General features: G+C 61.9%; 16 protein-coding genes. 11 read left to right on the top strand and 5 right to left on the bottom strand.

The genetic code is table 11. From position 1 onward, the window contains the following. Positions 1-6 precede the first annotated feature (6 nt). A complete protein-coding gene (locus AC1Z32_RS36130) occupies positions 7-267 on the bottom strand; it encodes a hypothetical protein (RefSeq protein ID WP_483483660.1) in 261 nt (86 codons plus the stop codon). 312 nt (positions 268-579) lie between these two features. Here AC1Z32_RS36130 and AC1Z32_RS36125 point away from each other — a divergent pair, with 312 nt between their 5' ends. From AC1Z32_RS36125 to AC1Z32_RS36100, 6 genes are all read left to right on the top strand, one after another. Then, positions 580-1,065 (top strand): RHS repeat-associated core domain-containing protein, encoded by a 486-nt coding sequence (locus AC1Z32_RS36125; protein WP_483483659.1) that lies wholly within the window; start codon positions 580-582, stop codon positions 1,063-1,065. Positions 1,066-1,602: 537 nt separating this feature from the next. After that, entirely contained in the window at positions 1,603-2,880 is a 1,278-nt protein-coding gene (locus AC1Z32_RS36120) for a cation:proton antiporter (protein ID WP_483483658.1), read from the top strand. 32 nt (positions 2,881-2,912) lie between these two features. Next, positions 2,913-3,731 (top strand): helix-turn-helix transcriptional regulator, encoded by an 819-nt coding sequence (locus AC1Z32_RS36115; protein WP_483483657.1) that lies wholly within the window; start codon positions 2,913-2,915, stop codon positions 3,729-3,731. Positions 3,732-3,882: 151 nt separating this feature from the next. Beyond that, positions 3,883-5,223 carry an MFS transporter gene (locus tag AC1Z32_RS36110; protein ID WP_483483656.1) on the top strand — a complete coding sequence of 447 codons (1,341 nt, stop codon included), beginning with the start codon at positions 3,883-3,885 and terminating at the stop codon, positions 5,221-5,223. Positions 5,224-5,252: 29 nt separating this feature from the next. Continuing rightward, entirely contained in the window at positions 5,253-6,959 is a 1,707-nt protein-coding gene (locus AC1Z32_RS36105; RefSeq protein ID WP_483483655.1) for an FAD-dependent oxidoreductase, read from the top strand. Between the two features lie 15 nt (positions 6,960-6,974). Further along, on the top strand, positions 6,975-7,154 hold the full coding sequence (locus AC1Z32_RS36100; RefSeq protein ID WP_483483654.1) for a hypothetical protein: 180 nt from the start codon (positions 6,975-6,977) through the stop codon (positions 7,152-7,154). Positions 7,155-7,207: 53 nt separating this feature from the next. On the opposite strand, the gene AC1Z32_RS36095 is transcribed toward AC1Z32_RS36100, so the two are convergent. After that, positions 7,208-7,369 carry a DUF1328 family protein gene (locus AC1Z32_RS36095; protein ID WP_008346326.1) on the bottom strand — a complete coding sequence of 54 codons (162 nt, stop codon included), beginning with the start codon at positions 7,367-7,369 and terminating at the stop codon, positions 7,208-7,210. Positions 7,370-7,877: 508 nt separating this feature from the next. Here AC1Z32_RS36095 and AC1Z32_RS36090 point away from each other — a divergent pair. Next, a complete protein-coding gene (locus tag AC1Z32_RS36090) occupies positions 7,878-9,800 on the top strand; it encodes an AAA family ATPase (RefSeq protein ID WP_483483653.1) in 1,923 nt (640 codons plus the stop codon). Between the two features lie 43 nt (positions 9,801-9,843). Here the strand turns inward: AC1Z32_RS36090 and pdxR are convergent, their stop codons facing one another. Further along, complete coding sequence (pdxR, locus tag AC1Z32_RS36085) at positions 9,844-11,334, bottom strand: MocR-like pyridoxine biosynthesis transcription factor PdxR (RefSeq protein WP_483483652.1); 1,491 nt, start codon at positions 11,332-11,334, stop codon at positions 9,844-9,846. A gap of 87 nt (positions 11,335-11,421) precedes the next feature. Here pdxR and AC1Z32_RS36080 point away from each other — a divergent pair, with 87 nt between their 5' ends. The 3 genes from AC1Z32_RS36080 (at position 11,422) to AC1Z32_RS36070 (ending at position 13,682) form a co-directional block, all read left to right on the top strand. Then, the gene (locus AC1Z32_RS36080; protein ID WP_483483651.1) at positions 11,422-12,045 is read left to right on the top strand and encodes an FMN-binding negative transcriptional regulator; all 624 of its coding nucleotides are present in this window, start codon (positions 11,422-11,424) and stop codon (positions 12,043-12,045) included. A gap of 22 nt (positions 12,046-12,067) precedes the next feature. Further along, positions 12,068-12,685 carry a LysE family translocator gene (locus tag AC1Z32_RS36075; RefSeq protein WP_483483650.1) on the top strand — a complete coding sequence of 206 codons (618 nt, stop codon included), beginning with the start codon at positions 12,068-12,070 and terminating at the stop codon, positions 12,683-12,685. A 121-nt stretch (positions 12,686-12,806) separates the two neighbouring features. Continuing rightward, complete coding sequence (locus AC1Z32_RS36070) at positions 12,807-13,682, top strand: glycine betaine ABC transporter substrate-binding protein (RefSeq protein ID WP_483483649.1); 876 nt, start codon at positions 12,807-12,809, stop codon at positions 13,680-13,682. 149 nt (positions 13,683-13,831) lie between these two features. Here AC1Z32_RS36070 and AC1Z32_RS36065 read toward each other — a convergent pair whose 3' ends face one another. Further along, the gene (locus AC1Z32_RS36065; RefSeq protein ID WP_483483648.1) at positions 13,832-14,275 is read right to left on the bottom strand and encodes a cupin domain-containing protein; all 444 of its coding nucleotides are present in this window, start codon (positions 14,273-14,275) and stop codon (positions 13,832-13,834) included. A gap of 598 nt (positions 14,276-14,873) precedes the next feature. Here AC1Z32_RS36065 and AC1Z32_RS36060 point away from each other — a divergent pair. After that, complete coding sequence (locus AC1Z32_RS36060; protein ID WP_483483647.1) at positions 14,874-16,703, top strand: serine aminopeptidase domain-containing protein; 1,830 nt, start codon at positions 14,874-14,876, stop codon at positions 16,701-16,703. Between the two features lie 64 nt (positions 16,704-16,767). On the opposite strand, the gene AC1Z32_RS36055 is transcribed toward AC1Z32_RS36060, so the two are convergent. Further along, positions 16,768-18,024, bottom strand: coding sequence for an aromatic ring-hydroxylating oxygenase subunit alpha (locus AC1Z32_RS36055; protein WP_483483646.1), 1,257 nt, complete (start codon positions 18,022-18,024; stop codon positions 16,768-16,770). Between the last annotated feature and the right edge of the window lie 58 nt (positions 18,025-18,082).

The following is an 18,082-nucleotide window of genomic DNA, read 5'->3' as shown; positions in this document are numbered from 1 at the left end:
CCGCCGCTATTGGTACGCGAGCAGCCGTCCCAGCGTGCCGGCGATCGGCCACAACAGCAGGGAAAGGATCGCCTGCACACGGCCGGAAAGGGGCGGATGCCGGTCCCAGTCGGCGAGCCGGTGCGCCCAGACCCGGCGCAACGCCAAGGCGTTCGCGAGCCCGAGCGCGATGCAGCCCAACTTCATCTGAAGCAGGGGATTGCGATGCAGCGGCGACGCATCCGCGCTGAACAGCAGCACGCCGCTGCCGATCAGGCTGCGCTTCAAAGATCAAGGTTTTTTGAAATGAACATTAATCTTCCAGCTTGGTATGACGAGCTTTTTGAGTTTGAGTGCGAATCGAAAGGTTCTGTGTTGAATTTTGAGGTTTTCGTGGGAAGCCGCAGGAGAATTTTTAATTTTTACGACATAACAAGGTTTTCTCAGGACGCCAATGATGAGGTGGATCAGCACGGATATTTTTCGGATGAATGTGCTGTCCTTTTAAGAAAAATAACGCGAGAAAATATAATGAAATATTTAGAATCTCTCAATTGGGAGTAGATTAGAGAAGGGCCGCTTAAAAGCGGCCCTTCGTTCATGCTACATCGGTATTTCGATCCGCAGACCGGCATCTTCATATCACAAGATCCGATCGGACTGCTCGGTGGCAGTAATCCATATCGATTTGCACCGAACACGCTGAGGTGGGCGGATCCGCTGGGACTAACATCCTGCCTGGTTAAGCAGGAGCATTTGGATGAACTTGCGGCGAACGGCGTTAAATTCACGCCAGAGAATATTGTTGCCACTGGCAGGATGCCAAATGGTCAAATCTCCTTCCTTGAAACTGGCAACGCCACCGCTGGCCTTCGACATATTACCGATGCACACGGGACACATTTTGCGGACAGAAGTATATCCGAGGCCGAAATTCCTGGCACAGTGATGCAGGCATCGATCATAGCGATTTTCCTATCTCGTCAGATCTTCAAAATAGACTATTGGCTTGGGCTGATCTGTTCGATGCAACGTTCGATAGCAACGATCCGGTGGATTCGGGATTCTAAAACGAGGAAGCTTTGAAAGAGTTCAAAAAGAGGGAGAAGCCTTAGCGTATGAACTGCAAGAGGGTCTTGGGTCAATTTATTTTGTAACTAGCAAGATATGACTAAAGGGATCGAAAACGACCCGTGTCAGTTCATTCAGCGGAAATCCCCAGCCATCCGCGATCAACAGCGATCCTGACGGGCTGTCTACAATCGGCACAGATATTACGATCCGCCTGGAGAGCATAATCCAATCTATTCGCAATAAACCGGCCTGCCATTCAAGTCGCCTTAATCCTGAAAGAATCGAGCTCACAGGCGAATTGAAGAGGGAATATATATGGCATCAATCGCTGCGCAGGTGACATCACCACTCGCGGTAGCCGCATCATTACCAGTTCCAATTTGAACGGAGTGTCTTGGAGGACGGGCCTATTCGCTCGATACTGCGACTTCGTCCTGGTGGGATGGAACTTGACTCGCTATCCAAAGCCCCCACGACAATCCCCAGACACATTGACAGACCCTCGCCCCCGCCACCAGACTGCGGTCATCGCTCCCGGCCACCCAAGCAATGCCCACCTCCCAACTCTCCGTCCACTTCTTCCTCCAGGCCGCGGTGATCGTCTTCACGAGCCAACTCGTCGGACGGCTCGCGCAACGCGTCGGCCAGCCGCAAGTGGTCGGCGAGATGATCGCGGGCGTATTGCTCGGCCCGTCGCTCTTCGGGCTGCTGCTGCCGCAATGGCAGCAGGCGCTCTTTCCCAAGCCGACCATGGGCATGCTCTACGTCGCCGCGCAGCTCGGCGTCGGACTCTACATGTTTCTCGTCGGCACCGAGTTCCGCGCGGAACACTTCCGCGCACGCGCGAAGAGCGCGATGAGCGTGTCGCTTGCCGGCATCGTCGCGCCGTTCGCGCTCGCGTTCGCGCTCACGCCCTGGCTGCACACGATCCCCGGCCTCTTCGCCGCGAACTTGCGGCTCTACGAAGCGTCGCTGTTTCTGGGCGCGGCGATCGCGATCACCGCGTTCCCGATGCTCGCGCGCATCATCCACGAGCGCGGTCTCGCCGGCACCTCGCTCGGCACGCTCGCGCTGACCGCCGGCGCGTTCGACGACGCCGCCGCATGGTGCATCCTCGCGATCGTGCTCGCGAGCTTCGGCGGCTCGTGGATGAGCGCGTACGCCGCGATCGGCGGCGGCGCGGCCTTCGCGCTCTTCATGATCTTCGCCGGCGGCAAGCTGCTGCGCCGGCTCGCCACCGGACTGAATCCGGACGCGCCGCTGCCCACGAGCGTGCTCGCCGCCGTGATGGTGCTGTTCTCGCTGTGCGCGTTCGCGATGGACGCGATCGGCATTCACGCGGTCTTCGGCGGCTTCCTGCTCGGTGTGGCGCTGCCGCGCGGTCCGCTCACCGAAAAGCTGCGCGATATGCTGCAGCCGTTTGTCGTCGTGTTTCTGCTGCCGATGTTCTTCACGTACTCGGGCCTGAACACGCGGCTCGACATGCTGATGAACCCGGCGATCATGGGCGCCGCGACCGTGATCCTGCTCGCGTCGTTCGGCGGCAAGGGCATCGCATGCTGGGCGGCCGCGCGGCTGAACGGCGAGCCTTCCGGCGACGCCATGGCGATCGGCGCGCTGATGAACGCGCGCGGCCTGATGGAGCTCATCATCATCAACATCGGCCTCGCGGCGGGCGTGATCCTGCCGGGACTGTTCTCCATCCTCGTGCTCATGGCCGTGCTCAGCACGCTGATGGCGACGCCGCTCTTCAACTGGATCGTGCGCCGCCAGGCCGCCCCGCGCTCGGCCATCGCGCGCCAGCGTCGGCCCACGAGCCTAAAATAGCGGGATCGCCCCGCCTTTCACTTCTGCACATCATGCGCTCCTGGCGACTCGACCGCCCCTCCTCACAAGGGCAGCTGGATCTCAGCCGCGCGACGGGGCTCGTGTCGTCCATCGGCAGCGAGGATTCCAATGCGCTCGCCGCCGAAGTGCTCAAGCTGCTCGGCGACATCGCCGCGATCTCGCAATGCACGATCTTCGCGTACGAGTTCGGCAACCGGCCGCGCACGGTATCGGTGGCCGATCATCGCGGCGGGCGCTTTCTACGCGATGTCGCAGACACCTACGCACGCCATTTCTACGCGCTCGACGGCAATCAGAAAATCGTCTCGACGGCGCGCAACGACAAGCCCGGCTCCATGCTCGTGCTGCATCGGCAGACGAGCGAGGACATCGCCAACGAGGCGTATCGCGCGGCGTGCTATCACCAGCCGAACGTGTCGGACCGCGTGTCGCTGCTCGTGCAGCCCACGCCCGACGTGTGGCTCTCCGTGAACCTCTATCGCGACACGCGCTTCGGCAACTTTCATCCGCGCGAGATCGCGTTGATCGAAGCGATGGCGCCGCTCATCGCGCACGCGGCGAAGCATCACTATGCACTCTGCGGGCAGCGCGACATGCCGATCTCGCATCTGATGCTCGCGCGCGTGCGCGGGCTGTGCCCAGAGCTTTCGAAGCGCGAGCTCGACGTGCTGACCGGCGTGCTCGAAGGCCGCACCGCGCAGGAGATCGGCGATGCAATGGGCATCAAGGCGACGAGCGTTGTGACCTATCAGAAGCGCGCATACCGCAGGCTCGGCATTTCGAGCCAGCGGCAGCTCTTCGCGCTGTGCATCGGGCCGGGCAAGGTCTGACGCTCCTCGAACGTCATCGACGTATCCGTGTTTTCCCCAAGCCGTCCACGGGCTCGCGCTGTACCCAAATTGAGGACAGGCGGCACAGGCTCGCGCTCCATACTGCGACGCATCAGATGTCCGACAGAGCGACACGAACGGAGACGACAGCATGGAATCGACGAGCGCAAGAGGCGCAGTGAACAAGGCGTTATCGCAGACACAAGAACAGGCGGTGATCGCGAAAGTCTCGCGGCATTTGCTGTGGTTCCTGTTCGTGCTGTTCTTCTTCTCGTTTCTGGACCGCATCAACATCGGCTTCGCGGGCCTGACGATGATGAAGGACCTCGGCCTCACCAGCACGCAGTTCGGTCTCGCCACCACGCTCTTCTATATCGCATACATCGCGTTCGGCATTCCGAGCAACGTCGTGCTTGCACGCATCGGCGCGCGCCGCTGGATCGGCACGATCATGATCGCTTGGGGCCTCGCCTCCACGGCCACGATGTTCGCGACGAACCCCACTTCGCTCTATGTATTGCGCGTGCTCGTCGGCGTGACGGAAGCGGGCTTCCTGCCCGGCATTCTGCTCTATCTCACGTACTGGTTTCCCGGCGCATACCGTGCCCGCGCCAACGCGCTCTTCATGATCGCAATGCCCGTGACCGCGGCTGTCGGCTCGGCGCTGTCAGGGTTCATTCTCGCGCTCGACGGCACGCTCGGCCTCAAGGGCTGGCAGTGGCTCTTCCTGCTCGAAGGACTGCCCTCCGCGCTGCTCGGCCTCGTCGTGTATCGCTATCTCGACGATAACCCCGGCAAGGCGCACTGGCTCGATGCCGATGAAAAGCGCACGCTCGCCGCGACACTTGCAAGCGAGCATCGCGACGACGCGACCGCATCGGCACAGGTAAGCGGCAACGGCATCGTCGCCGAGTTGCTCTCGCCGACCGTCGTGAAGTTCGCGATCGCGTACTTCTGCCTCGTGAACACGCTCGCGATGGTCGCCGTGTGGACGCCGCTCATCGTCAAGAGCTTCAGCGCCGATGCGAGTAATCGCACGATCGGCCTGCTCGCGGCGATTCCCCAGGTTTGCACGATCGTCGCGATGATCGTGTGGGGACGCCGCTCGGATCGCAAGCAGGAGCGCAAATGGCATCTGATGCTGCCGATGCTCTTCTCCGCCGCCGGCTGGCTGTGCACCGCGTATTCCGCGAATCCCGCGCTGCGCATGCTCGGCGTATGCCTCGCATCGGCCGGCTCGTACACGGCCATGTCGATCTTCTGGACCACGCCCGATCACGCATTGAGCTTCAAGGCGCGCGCAATCGGCATCGCGGTCATCAACGCGACAGGCAATATCAGTTCGGCGCTCAATCCGCTCATCGTCGGCTGGCTGAAGGACGCGACGCACAGCTTCACTTCAGGGCTGATCTATTCGGCCGTGCTGCTCGCAATCGGCACGCTCGTCGTGATGATGTTGCCCATACAGAAAACCGAAGCGCGCGCCGCTTGAAGAATCACGGAAGCTATCAGGAGCACAGGATGAACAAGGCATTCAAACCGTATCCGTTCACGGCGAAAAAATACGCGGCACGCATTCCCCGGTTGCAGCACGGCGTCGATGTAACGCGCCATGCCGTGACGATCGTCGGCGGCGGCCCGGTCGGTCTCGCGGTCGCGCTCGGGCTCGCGAATCACGGCGTGCGCTCGGTGCTGATCGAAGCGGACGATTCCGTCTGTCACGGCAGCCGCGCGATCTGCATCTCGCGGCGCAGCCTGGAGATCATCGAGCGGCTCGGCGCGCTCGACGGCTTTCTGAAAACCGGCCTGCCGTGGACGGGCGGACGCAGCTTCTATCGCGACACGGAAGTGCTGCATTTCACGATGCCGCAAGATGAAAACCAGAAGCTGCCGCCGATGGTCAATCTCGCGCAATATCACATCGAACAGTTTCTGCTCGATGCCGCCGAGAAGCGCGCCGACCTCATCGATATCCGCTGGCAGACGCGCGTGAAATCTATCGACGCACGCGACGACGGCGCGACGCTGCAACTCTCGACACCCGATGGCGACTACGCGCTCGACACCGGCTGGGTCGTCGCGAGCGACGGCGGCCGCAGCACGATACGCGAAGCGCTCGGCCTGCAATTGAAGGGCACGAGCTATGAAGGCCGTTACGTGATCGTCGATATCGAGCTCGACAGCAAGCGGCCCACCGAGCGTCTCGCGTACTTCGATCCATCGTCGAATCCGGGCTCGACCGTGCTCGTGCACAAGCAGCCGGATAACGTATGGCGCATCGACTATCAATTGCGCGACGGCGAGGACGCCGACGAAGCAGTAAAGCCCGAAAACGTGATGCCGCGCGTGCAGAGCCTGCTCGACATGATGGGCGAAACGGGCGCGTGGTCACCGATCTGGATCACGATCTACAAGGCCAATGCGTTGACGCTCGAACGTTATCGGCACAAGCGCGTGATGTTCGCCGGCGACGCCGCGCATCTCGTGCCGATCTTCGGCGTGCGCGGCGCGAATTCGGGTATCGACGATGCGGACAACATCGCGTGGAAGCTCGCGTTCGTCGTGAAGGGGATCGCATCGGATACGCTGCTGGACAGCTATTCCGACGAGCGCGTCGCCGCGACGCACGAGAACCTGAGCTACGGCACGAAGAGCACGGAGTTCATGGCGCCGCCTTCGTTCGCATTCGAACTGATGCGCACGGCGGTGCTCAGTCTTGCCGCGAAGCATCCCGAGGTGCGCTCGCTGATCAATCCGCGGCAGACGTCCGCGATCACGTATGCGGACTCGCCATTGAATATTGCCGATCGCGATACCTTCGCTTCAGGTCCGGTGCCGGGCGCGGTGCTGGCGGAGTATCCGGTGACGATCGTGGAGAGCGGACACGGACGCGAAGCGCATCTGACCGATCTCGCCGGCGCGAGCTTCACCGCGCTCTGCTTCACCGATGACGGCACCCTGCCCGCCGCGTTCGCGGCCCTCGCAAATGCGCTGCGCATTGGCGGCGCGCCGTTCAAGGCGGTGCCGTTGAGCGCGCATCTGCATCCGCAGACGCCGGGCGTGCATGCATGGGATCACACGGGGCGCATCTTCGAGCGTTACGACGCGAAGCCCGGCACCGTGTATCTGCTCAGGCCCGACGGCCACGTGCTCGGCCGCTGGCACGACGCGCAGCCGCGCGATATTGAAGCGGCGCTTGCGCGCGCACTGTCCGCATCAAACGACTAAACCATGGAGAACATCATGACCGATGCACAACTCGACGCCGTCTACACGCGCCTGTGCAAAACGATGACGCAACTCGGCGAGGCCAAAGCGTCGCTCTTTCTCGCGCGCTTTGCTTTGCTTGCTATCGGTGAGATGGACGATCCGGAGGCTTCGCTCAAACTGATCGATCAGGCGAGCGACGGGATCGCAGGTTGAAAAAAAGGCGTCGTGCCGGCCAGCCTCGGCACGACGCCTTCGCATGATGGCCGTCAACGTCGCATGAGACCCATGACGAGCGTCACGAGGAATATGACGAGGAATATGAAGAATAGAATCTTCGCGATGCCCGCGGCGCCTGCCGCGATGCCGCCGAACCCGAGGGCGGCGGCGATGATCGCGATGATGAAAAAGACCAACGCGTAATACAACATGATGTTATCTCCCTCCGGTTTCAGATCCGCCGCGCGCCCCATGTGCGCGGACAGTTCACTAGCTTAAGCAAGCAGTATTCCTTACCGGATGGAGCATCGGATTCTGCCGTGATATCCTTGCCTTCGTCCTGCGTACACCATCAAACCTGCATCAAGCCGCGAGCGCGGATCATCCGCTTTTACACTGCCGTCAAGAAGATTCGTCCTCTGCCGTTAATCATAAAAAAGGGACGTGACTGAGAGGCGCGGTGAAGCTCGTTCGCGCGCTGTTCCGCGTTATCGAATGGTCATGCGATACGGGCACCATTCCAGCGGAGCACTCCCCGAAAAAGGGCCATGCTCGCATGGTTGACGATCTGCGGTTAAAGGTCGATCGCTTCGCCATCTTGAGCATCAAGACATACACGGCGGGCATCCCACCACCGAGGCACGAGAGACACGTCCGGATGCCATTCATCCGACGATAGATTGAAGGGCGCCGCCCTCGCGGCCCCATGGGAAAGAATTGATGAAACCGGTAAGGAATTCGCTGCGGTCACGCGTTGGCCGATATATCGCGTATGGTGTGATCGCTGCGGCGCTCGTAGCGGGTGTGGGCGTTCTGCACTGGCGCAATCAAATGCATGCCGCGCAGTCCCAGGCAGCGGCGCTGACCGGCGTGGCCAATCAGATGCGTCATGACGCCGCCGCGTGGACGCATCGCGAGAAAGACGCATCGGAAATGCTGACCGATATTCGCGAGCGCAACGTCGCGACGATCGGCGTGAGCCCCGATGCGATTCTCGTCTCCACGTCGAAAGGCGAGAAGTACTACGTCGCCGACCATAACGGCGCCTTCTCCAATGCGCTCCTGCTCGGCGATCTCAAGCCGGGCGCGACGGCGCCCTATCAGCTCGTGTGGCTGCCCGACGCCAACGTGCGCGTAGGGATGGCGCGCTGGACCGAGACGTTCGACCGCTCGCGCGACGTGTTGAGTCTTCTGCTGCCGGTGCTGATGATCGGCGGCCTGCTCTGGTTCATGCGCCGCGAGATGCGCGGCGGTGCGCAACTGCTGGGCACATCGCCGACGCTGCGTTTCGATGATGTCATCGGCGCGGGCGAAGCGAAAGCCGCGCTCACGGATGTGCGCGCGTTTCTTACCGAGCCTGCACAATTTACCGGCATGGGCGTGCGCGCGCCGTGCGGCATTTTGATGACGGGCGGGCCGGGCGTCGGCAAGACGCGGCTCGCGCAGGCGCTCGCGGGCGAATGCGGCGCGAACTTCATCGCGATCACGGGCAGCTACTTCAGCGCGAAGTATTACGGTGTCGGCATTCAGAAGGTGAAGCATCTGTTCGAGCTCGCGCGCAAGAACGCGCCGACGGTGATCTTCATCGACGAAGCGGACGGCCTCGGCAAGCGCACCGATACGGGCGGCGGCCCGGTCGAAGCGGAAAGCAACCGCATCATCAATCAACTGCTCGCGGAGATGGACGGCTTCGCATCGAACGAAGGCGTGATCATCGTCGCGGCGACCAACCATCCGGACAATCTCGACGAAGCGCTGCGGCGTCCCGGCCGTTTCGATCGCACGGTGCAGGTGCGTCTGCCGAGCGTCGAAGACCGCGCGGAAATCCTGCGCTTTTACGCCGCCAATCTGAAGACGAAATCCGAGGACATCGATTTCGACCAGCTCGCGCGGCTGACGACAGGCCTGTCGCCTGCCACGCTGTCGATGATCGTGAATCAGGCCGGCCTCGTCGCGCGCAAGGCGGGCGATCGCGAAGTCGGCGCGACGCATTTCATGGAAGCGATCAAGATCGCGCGCATCGGCGATGTCAACGGCGCGGAACGTGCCCTGTCGGACGACGAACGCACGCGCATCGCGGTGCATGAAGCGGGTCACGGACTCGTCGCCGCGCTGCTCGGCACGGGCGTGCTCGAAGAGGTCACGATCCTGCCGCGCGGCGGCGCGCTCGGCGTCGCGCTCATCACCAAGATGCAGGACAAGCATCTGTATCGTGAGACGGAGCTGCGCAACGAGATTCAGGTTCTGCTCGGCGGACGCAATGCGGAGCTGCTGATGTTCGACGAAGCATCGAGCGGCGCGGCATCGGATCTGCAGGAAGCGTCACGGATCAGCCTCGACATGGTGTCGAAGTTCGGCTTCAATGCCGACGGCAATCTGTTCAGCCTCGCGGCCCTGCCGCAGCAGTATGCGGGCTTGCAGTTGAAGAACTCGATCGAGCACGCGAACGCGCTGCTGCACGATCTGAGCGATGCATGCTTCGCGCTGTTGCAGGCGAACGAGCCGGTCTTGCGCGCGATCGCCGACCAGTTGCTGGAGTCGGAGACCGTGCCGGGCGAGACGGTTTATCGTCTCATTCGCGAGCATGCGGCGGTTATCGCGCAGGCAGAAGAGGAAGCGGCGAACGTCGTGCTGGCGGCATAGGGGCTAGCGGCATGAAGGCCGATGCGGTCGGGCGGAATCTCATCTAACGGGCCCGTCTCGACCGCGGACTGAATTGCCCGATCACCTCCGCGAGAATGCGCATACCCTGCCCTATCTGCTCGACGCTCAGGCTCGCATAACCCAGAATCAAACCCGCCGCGCGGCTTCGCCCTGAGGCCGCCTCGCCCGCGAACAGCGGTGACACCGGATAGACCCCCACACCCCGCTCGCTGGCCGTCTTTACCAGAGCGGCCTCGTCCTTCGCACGCATCGCGGGCAGCCACAACAGGACATGCAGGCCCGCCGCCGATCCGGTGACGTGGGAACCGGCGGGCAAATGATGCGCGATGGCATCCAGCAGCGCCGATCGGCGGCGCTCGTACTCGCGCCGCATTCGCCGCACGTGACGCTCGTAAGCGCCGCTTTCGATCAGCGAAGCCAGCACACGCTGTTCGAGCACCGGCGCGTGCCGGTCGCAGAGCCGCTTGGCCTGCCGGAACACCGGCACGAGCTCGTGCGGCAGCACCAGATAGCCGAGCCGCAAATGCGGCGACAACGCCTTGGAAAACGTGCCGACATAGATCACGCGGCCCCCCGCGTCGATCGATTGCAATGCGTCGATCGGGCGCTGGCCGTAGCGGAACTCGCCGTCGTAATCGTCCTCGATGATCCACGCGCGCCGACGTTGAGCCCATTGCAGCAGTTCGAAGCGCCTGCCGATCGGCAAGACGCCGCCCAGCGGAAACTGGTGCGAAGGCGTGACATAGGCCAGTCGTGCGCGATCATCGTCGGGAATGCGGCTGGTGTCGATGCCATGTTCATCGACCATGGCGGGCAAGAGCCGCGCCCCCGAAGCCTCGAAGCAATGGCGCGCGATCAGATAGCCGGGGTCCTCGAAGACGAAGGCATCGCCGGGATCGAGCAACAGGCGCGCGCACAGATCGATGGCCTGCTGTGTGCCGCTCACCACGACGATCTGCTCCGCATCGCAGACGAGGCCGCGCGCGCGCCCCAGATACGCCTGAAGCGCACGCCTCAACGATGCATCGCCTTCGGGTGCAACGTAGTAGAGATCGCCTCGCTGGCGCAGCAACTCGGCCTGATAGGCGCGCCGCCAGATCAGCGTGGGGAAGTCGCGCGCAGAGAGCGCGCCATACAGGAAGTCGATGCGGCGTTGAAAGGCGGAAGGCAGCGTCGGCGTGCGTATCTTTTCCACACGACGCCCGTACTCGGACAAGACTGGAGCGCTACGGGCGCGGCGGGGCGACCGCTTCGATGATGCGCGTGTCGCCGGCTGGCTCGCGACGCGCGCGGCACGGCCCGCCGACGTGACGATGAATCCTTCCGCGGCGAGTTGCTCGAACGCCGATGTGACCGTGGTCCGCGATACGCCGAGCTCGGCCGCGAGGGCGCGCGTCGATGGCACGGGGGCGCCGGCGGGAAGCGTGCCGTCCGCGATTTGCGCGCGCAGCAGATCGTAGATGCGGCGTCCGGTTCCGGTGGCGCCATCGTTGGACTTGCGAAACTGGACCATGAAAAGTGATCGAAACTGGATCTTCTCATTGTGCCTGTTTCGCGCGACAGTGGCGGACCATTCGCACTCCTCTCTCGAGAAACCACGATGTATATCCCTCCGCACTTCGCACAGACTCGTCCCGAGGAACTGCTTCGGATCATCCGCGCGCATCCGCTGGGCATCCTCGTCACGCATGGCATCGCCGGGCTTGACGCCGAGCACATCCCCTTCGAGTTCGATCCGGACCAGGGCACGCATGGCATGCTCACCGCACACGTGGCGCGCGCCAATGATCTGTGGCGCCGCTGTCCGTCGGGCACGCCCGTGATGGTGGTCTTCCGCGGGGTGGACGCGTACATTTCCCCGAACTGGTATCCGAGCAAGCATGAGGCGCACAGGCAAGTGCCCACATGGAATTACGAGGTCGTGCATGCGCACGGCACGCTCACCATTCGCGACGACGAGCGCTTCGTGCGCGGCATGGTCGCGCGACTCACCCGCCGGCACGAAGCGAGCGAGCCTGCACCGTGGAAAATGAGCGACGCCACGCCCGAATTCATCGATGGCATGCTGCGCTCGATCGTGGGCATCGAGATCGCGGTGACATCGCTGGTAGGCAAATCGAAGCTCAGTCAGAACAAGGAGGCGCGTGATCGCAACGGCGCCGCGGGTGCGCTCGCGTCGCGCGGACATCACGAGCTCGCGCAATCGATGCGCACGGATGCGTGAACTCGGACACAAGGTGCCTCACATGTCGTTCATTGCGTTTCTGATCGCCGCTATCGTTCTCGCCATGACACCCGGTCCCGGGATCGCTTACGTCGTCGCGCGCACGGCTGCGGCGGGCCGCTCCGAAGGGCTGGCTTCGTGCATCGGCACCGCGATAGGCGGGCTGGTCCACGTGCTCGCCGCGGCGCTCGGACTTTCCATGCTGGTCGCGAAGTCCGCGATGCTCTTCGGCATGCTCAAGTACATCGGGGCCGCGTATCTCGTCTATCTGGGAATACGCCTGCTGTTGCGCGCGGATCCGCCGCATGACGCGGAACGCGTTGGGTCGCAAGGTGTTCGCCGCGCGCTGCGCGAAGGCATCATGGTCGAAGCGCTCAACGTGAAGACGGCCCTCTTCTTTCTTGCTTTTCTGCCGCAGTTCGCCGATCCGGCGCGAGCGCTCGCGCCGCAACTGGCGTTGATGGGAAGCGTCTGCGTCGTGCTGAACACGCTCGTCGACGTCATCGCGGTGCTCGGCGCGGCACGCCTGCTTCGATCCGGCGTGCTGCAAGGCCGGCTGCTGAACCGCATTTCAGGCGGCGTCATGGTGGGGCTGGGTGCGTTCCTCGCGATGGCGCGGCGCGCAGCGCACGCGGGATAACACCTACCGGACGCGAAACTTGAGCAAAGAACATTGACGGCGCTTTTATGCGCCCGAATACTAGGGCTCCGCTGCATCGCGTGCACGCGATAGACGCTCGCAACGACATAGGGAACTCGATATGAAGAATACCTCGCTCGTACGATTCGTCACGAAGGCTGCCCTTGCAGCCTCGACTGTCATGTTCGCGACGTGCGCCAACGCCGCCGAGCCAATCAAGATCGGGCTGGCCAACTGGGCCGATACACAAGCTGTCGTGTACACCGCGAAATACGTTCTCGAAACCAAGCTGCAGCAGCCGGTCACGCTGGTGACGACGGATATCGGCATTCAGTATCAAGGTATCGCGCGGGGCGACCTGGATCTCATGCTCGGAGCCTGGCTGCCGGTGACGCACGGGGCCTATTACAGCCGCTACAAGAATGACATGGAGGATATGGGCATCATCTATACCGGCGCGAAGATCGGCTGGGCGGTTCCGGATTATGTACCCGAAAGCGAATTGTCCTCACTCGCCGATCTCAACAAGCCCGACGTCAAGACCAAGCTGGAAAGCAAGATTCAAGGTATCGATCCAGGCGCGGGCGAGATGGTCGCGTCCGAGAAGACGATCAAGGCCTATGACCTCGCGGGTTATAACCTGATTGCGGCAAGCGAGGCCGGGATGTTGGCGGCGCTTTCGCGTGCTTATCAATCGAAGACCTGGATCGTGGCGACCGTGTGGAGCCCGCATTGGTTGTGGCAACGGTGGAAGATGCGATATCTGAAAGATCCCAAGGGCACCTTGGGCGGCGAGGAACAGATCCACGGATTCGCGTCGAAGAAATTCGCAGGCAAGTTTCCGCGCGCCGACGTCTTCGTTCGCCACTTCAAGTTGACCTTGGCCGACGTCGAAGCAATCGAACTCGACGGAAACACCACGAACGACTGGAATGCCGCAGCGAAGAAGTTCGTCGACGCACATCCGGAAAAAGTCCAGGCGTGGTTGCAGCAATGAGCCTTGAAGGCGAGCCCGGATTGCCGGACCCGCTTCCGGTCTTTCTTCACGAGGCCGGCGATCATTTTCTCGCCGGCTTCGATGTCAGTCCTGCGTGCGCCTGAGCGCGCCCGCGCATCTCTGACGCATTGGGAGACGAATGGCTCGCTTCAGAGCGATGACGTGCGCGGAAGATAGCCGGCCGGCTTGCGGCCGAGTTTGCGGCTCACCTTGAGCGCAAATAGCACCGGTTTCGAGATGTGCGGACGCAGGATCGCGTGCTTGCGCACATAGTGCGGCACGTGCCATTCGGAACGCGTGCCTGCATAGAAGAGCGCGGCATGACCAGCGCGCAGCGTGCGCGGTTCCTGGCCTTCCGCCGTGATGATGACCTCGCCTTCGATCACGTAAATCGTCTCGTCCTCCTCGAAATACCAGTTGAAGCGTCCGGCCGTGCAATCCCACACCCACGATGTCGTCGTCGTGTCGGGACTTTTCGACCACTGACCGCAACGCGCCACCGGATTGCCTTCGAGGATCCATGACGGATCGATCGGAGATGGCTCCAGCAGGACTTCGTCTAGCCGGACAGACTCGAAAACGGAAGATGTCATGTAGGTTCCCTCAACGTTGCTGATGATCGGTCATAAAGCGATTAAGCAAAACGCCCATTCGCTTTATCCGGTGATTTGGCTCCGTTTGGAACGGACTCGGTTGCCTTGTGCCGCGCGTCATTCCCGCTACTCGCTCGTCTCGTGTTGTCTATAACAAGACACCTCCGCGGCGAAATCGTTCCTTACAATTGTAATGTTAGCGAATTACCGCGCAGTTCAGGAGCAAATACTTAAGCGCTATGAGGGAAAGCAGACATAACTTTTTTCGGAATCGTTCTCGATTCGCCGACCCCATTGATTTTGAAGATCAAGAGCTCATCGAACATGCGATCTGCGTTTAAGCGTGAAGAATTTGCCTTGAAAAAGAGTGCGGTCGCGTAACTGTTACTCGCTTGGACAACCGCTTCTGAAAATGTTGGACAACGCACCGAAAGGGAAAATCGATAGGAGGTTTAATCGCTCCACACGTGCAAGACAACGCGAAAAACATGCGCGAAAAGACAAATACATATAGCGGCTCTGAGGGAAAGAACGTTGCCCGTCATGCGTCTTGGACCGCAGAAGCGTACATCGGTCATTTGGAGCGGGGAGGCAACTCATGACGCCGATCGTTTTTGGGGGCCGGTTTGGCTGGCTTCATGCCGGCCATGGCAAGCACGGCGTCGTGCTATGCAAGCCTTTTGGACATGAAGAGTCCTGGGGTCATAAAGCCATGCGTCATCTGGCCGAAGATCTGGCCCGCATGGATATCCCGGTCTTGCGCTTCGATTATCTCGCCACGGGCGATTCGGTCGGACTCGATCATGACGGCGATCAGCTCGATGGGTTCGTCGCGGATATCGGTGCGGCTGTGGATTGCCTGCGCAACGAGACGGGCGTAACGAAGGTCACGTTATGCGGCTTGCGTCTCGGCGGGACGCTGGCGGCGCTCGCGTCGCATCATCCCCTCGTGGATTCTCTCGCGTTGCTTGCGCCCGTACTGAATGGACGCCGCTATCTTCGCGAGTTGTCGGCATTGCACAAGGCGTGGGTCGAGAACCTTCCTGTGCCCGTGCGGGCCGGGCAGATCGATTCGCCCTTCAGCGTGCTCGGGCAAATCTATAGCGATGCATTTCGCAGCCGGTTGAGCGAGCTCGATCTCGGAAAGGCCATGAGCCGTCAGAGCGCGATCCCGAAGCGCGTATTCGTTGTCGATGTGATGCCCGGAGCCAGTCAGGCGCTTTACGCTCCCCTGCGCGATCGAGGCGTCGAGGTCCACACGGACAGCTTCGACGACTACTTCGAATTCATGCAGGAGACCGCGTCGTCCGTCCTGCCGGAGAAAACCCTCACGCGAACCGCGCAATGGATCGCACAGGGCATGATGGAAGGCGGCTCCGTCGATCTAATGAAAGGCCGCACGAGAAAGCCGACGCGGCCAGGGACGAGCCGCGATGCGATCATCGAGACGCCGGAAGCGATCGAGCGCCCGGTGGTATTCGGTGCAGCCGGACTCTTCGGCATCCTGTGCGAGCCGCGCGACCGGCTCGTGGGCGGGCCGGCCATCGTCATCACCAACACTGCGGGCAGCGTGCATCACGGCGACAGCCGCCTGTCCGTGCGCATCGCGCGGGAGATGGCGCGACGCGGTATCGCGTCGATGCGCATCGACGCGCGCGGCATCGGCGACAGCCCGCCGCGCTCGACGGACGAAGCACCGGACACGGCGGCGCCGATTCATGCGCAAACCATTGTCGAAGACGTTGCGACCGCCGCTGCATGGCTCAAGCGCAAGGGCTACGATACGGTCCTCACGTTCGGCATCTGCTCGGGTGCCTATAGCGCGTTGCGCGCATCGCTCATCGAGCCATCGATCGCGGCTGTCATCGCGGTCAATCTTCAGCGCTTCTACATCCCCGAAAGAATGACGCTGCAAGAGCTCAGGAACGAAAAACGCAATTCGATGGCGCGTCTCGGTCCGGCCATTCTGAAGCCCTCGAAGTGGTGGCTGGTTTTGAGCGGCAAGCGCGGACTCAAGCCGATCGCCAAGGCCTTCGCGTCGAATGCCGCGGCGCGCCTGCAATCGCAACTGCTCGGCGTGCATCGCAAGAAGGCCGTCGGCGGCACCGTCGAAGCGCCGATCACGCATCCGCACGGCGTCATTCAGACGCTCGAGCGCAAAGGCGTGCAAACGCTGCTTCTGTACGGCGCGGGCGACGATGGCCTCGATCAGCTCAATGCTCACTTCGGCAGGCACGGAAAGAAGCTGTCGCGTGTCGCGCGAGTGAAGACCGCGGTGTGCAAGGATGTCGATCATGCGCTTTACGATCCGCGCGCATTCGCGAGAGTGATCGCGCTGTCCGAGACGTTCATCCGGGAACTGCATCCCGAGAGCACGCCGGTGATCGACACCGTCGCCCCGCCTCTGGGTGTTTCGCAGCAGTTGTGAACCCGCGTCGCGCGTCATGAAAAACGGGCCCGTCATGGGCCCGTTTGCGTTTCTTGCCAATGCGTCAGATGCCGTGCGCCATGAGACGCGACGCGTACCAGTCGACGAACTGATCGACATACGTTTCCGTGAAAGGCGAGTACGGTCCGGGCACATACCCCGGGTCCTGCGCGCCACGGTGATTGATCGCGACGAGGCTCGCATCCTGCGCGTTCGTCGCGACCCAGACCTCGGTCAACTTCGTGATGTCGTAATCCACGCCCTCCACCGCGTCGGCATGCACGAGCCATTTCGTGCGCACCAGGGTCTTTTCCGGAGTGAGCGGAACGATGTAGGTGATCATGGCGTGGTCGCTCATCACGTGCGTCCACGAGTTGTGCGTCCACATGTGCGTGTCGCCGAGGTCGCGACGCGCGAGTTTGCCCAACAGCTTCTGGCACGCGACCTTGGTGTCCATCGTCTGCGATTCGCCGTTTCCTGCGATAACCAGCCGCTGCGTCCGGAAATGCGTCGCGACGTCTCCGCTCAACGCCTCGACGGGCGCGCACAGCAAGCCTTCGCTTTCCCAGTCCTGCTGGCTTTCGGCGTTGCGCTTGTAGTACGCGTCGAGCGCCTGCAGCGACTCCTCGTTCATGTGATCGGTGCTGAAGCCGAAATCCTCGGGCAGGAACGACACCGTCAGTTCGGGATGCCCCGCTTCGCAGTGATAGCACTCGCGGTTGTTCTCCATGACGAGCTTCCAGTTGCCGTCTTCGACGATCTCCGCTTCGTACGCGATCTTCGTATTCTGCAAATCGTACGATGCGAAGCGCGGCGTCATGGTTTCTTCGAGCTTCGCGATGTCCGCCGGCGGCTCGTCGGCGAAGCACACGAAGACATGCGTGCCGACCACCTTGATATGAACCGGCAACAGGTTGCGGCAGGTCGCGTCGAAGTCCTTGCCCATATGCTTCGTATGTCGCAGGCTGCCGTCGAGGTCGTACGTCCATTGATGATACGGACAGACCAGCATGCCGACCGTCGATTTTCCGGCTTCCTTCAGGCGCGCGCCACGGTGGCGGCACACGTTGCGATAAGCGCGGATAGCTTCATCGTCGTCGCGCACGATGATGACCGACGCCCTGCCTATATCGACGACGGAAACATCGCCCGGCTCCGGAACATCCGCCGTCACGCCGACCATGATCCAGTGCTTGTGAAAGAAGATATCGACGTCGGTTTCGAAAACGTCCTGTCGGCTAAAGACATCGCCGGGCAATCCGAACCCGGGTTCGCGGCTGCGAATAAGTTCACCGAGAGGCTTCAATTGAAACTCAGACATCTTTCATCTCCAACGTTCAGGGTTATCGGGACTTCGAATGTTCCCGCGCTGGCGTCAG

This window comes from Caballeronia sp. 11_S32 (assembly GCF_056930355.1).
This window is presented reverse-complemented; position numbering and strand designations above follow the sequence as displayed.

What these genes read in the sequence shown, in the direction of transcription:
- AC1Z32_RS36055 (WP_483483646.1), bottom strand. Translation starts at nt 18,024, where the DNA reads ATGTCTGAGTTTCAATTGAAGCCTCTCGGTGAACTTATTCGCAGCCGC.
- AC1Z32_RS36115 (WP_483483657.1), top strand. Translation starts at nt 2,913, where the DNA reads ATGCGCTCCTGGCGACTCGACCGCCCCTCCTCACAAGGGCAGCTGGAT.
- AC1Z32_RS36110 (WP_483483656.1), top strand. Translation starts at nt 3,883, where the DNA reads ATGGAATCGACGAGCGCAAGAGGCGCAGTGAACAAGGCGTTATCGCAG.
- AC1Z32_RS36065 (WP_483483648.1), bottom strand. Translation starts at nt 14,275, where the DNA reads ATGACATCTTCCGTTTTCGAGTCTGTCCGGCTAGACGAAGTCCTGCTG.
- AC1Z32_RS36100 (WP_483483654.1), top strand. Translation starts at nt 6,975, where the DNA reads ATGACCGATGCACAACTCGACGCCGTCTACACGCGCCTGTGCAAAACG.
- AC1Z32_RS36075 (WP_483483650.1), top strand. Translation starts at nt 12,068, where the DNA reads ATGTCGTTCATTGCGTTTCTGATCGCCGCTATCGTTCTCGCCATGACA.
- AC1Z32_RS36095 (WP_008346326.1), bottom strand. Translation starts at nt 7,369, where the DNA reads ATGTTGTATTACGCGTTGGTCTTTTTCATCATCGCGATCATCGCCGCC.
- AC1Z32_RS36080 (WP_483483651.1), top strand. Translation starts at nt 11,422, where the DNA reads ATGTATATCCCTCCGCACTTCGCACAGACTCGTCCCGAGGAACTGCTT.
- AC1Z32_RS36060 (WP_483483647.1), top strand. Translation starts at nt 14,874, where the DNA reads ATGACGCCGATCGTTTTTGGGGGCCGGTTTGGCTGGCTTCATGCCGGC.
- pdxR (WP_483483652.1), bottom strand. Translation starts at nt 11,334, where the DNA reads ATGGTCCAGTTTCGCAAGTCCAACGATGGCGCCACCGGAACCGGACGC.
- AC1Z32_RS36090 (WP_483483653.1), top strand. Translation starts at nt 7,878, where the DNA reads ATGAAACCGGTAAGGAATTCGCTGCGGTCACGCGTTGGCCGATATATC.
- AC1Z32_RS36120 (WP_483483658.1), top strand. Translation starts at nt 1,603, where the DNA reads ATGCCCACCTCCCAACTCTCCGTCCACTTCTTCCTCCAGGCCGCGGTG.
- AC1Z32_RS36105 (WP_483483655.1), top strand. Translation starts at nt 5,253, where the DNA reads ATGAACAAGGCATTCAAACCGTATCCGTTCACGGCGAAAAAATACGCG.
- AC1Z32_RS36125 (WP_483483659.1), top strand. Translation starts at nt 580, where the DNA reads ATGCTACATCGGTATTTCGATCCGCAGACCGGCATCTTCATATCACAA.
- AC1Z32_RS36070 (WP_483483649.1), top strand. Translation starts at nt 12,807, where the DNA reads ATGAAGAATACCTCGCTCGTACGATTCGTCACGAAGGCTGCCCTTGCA.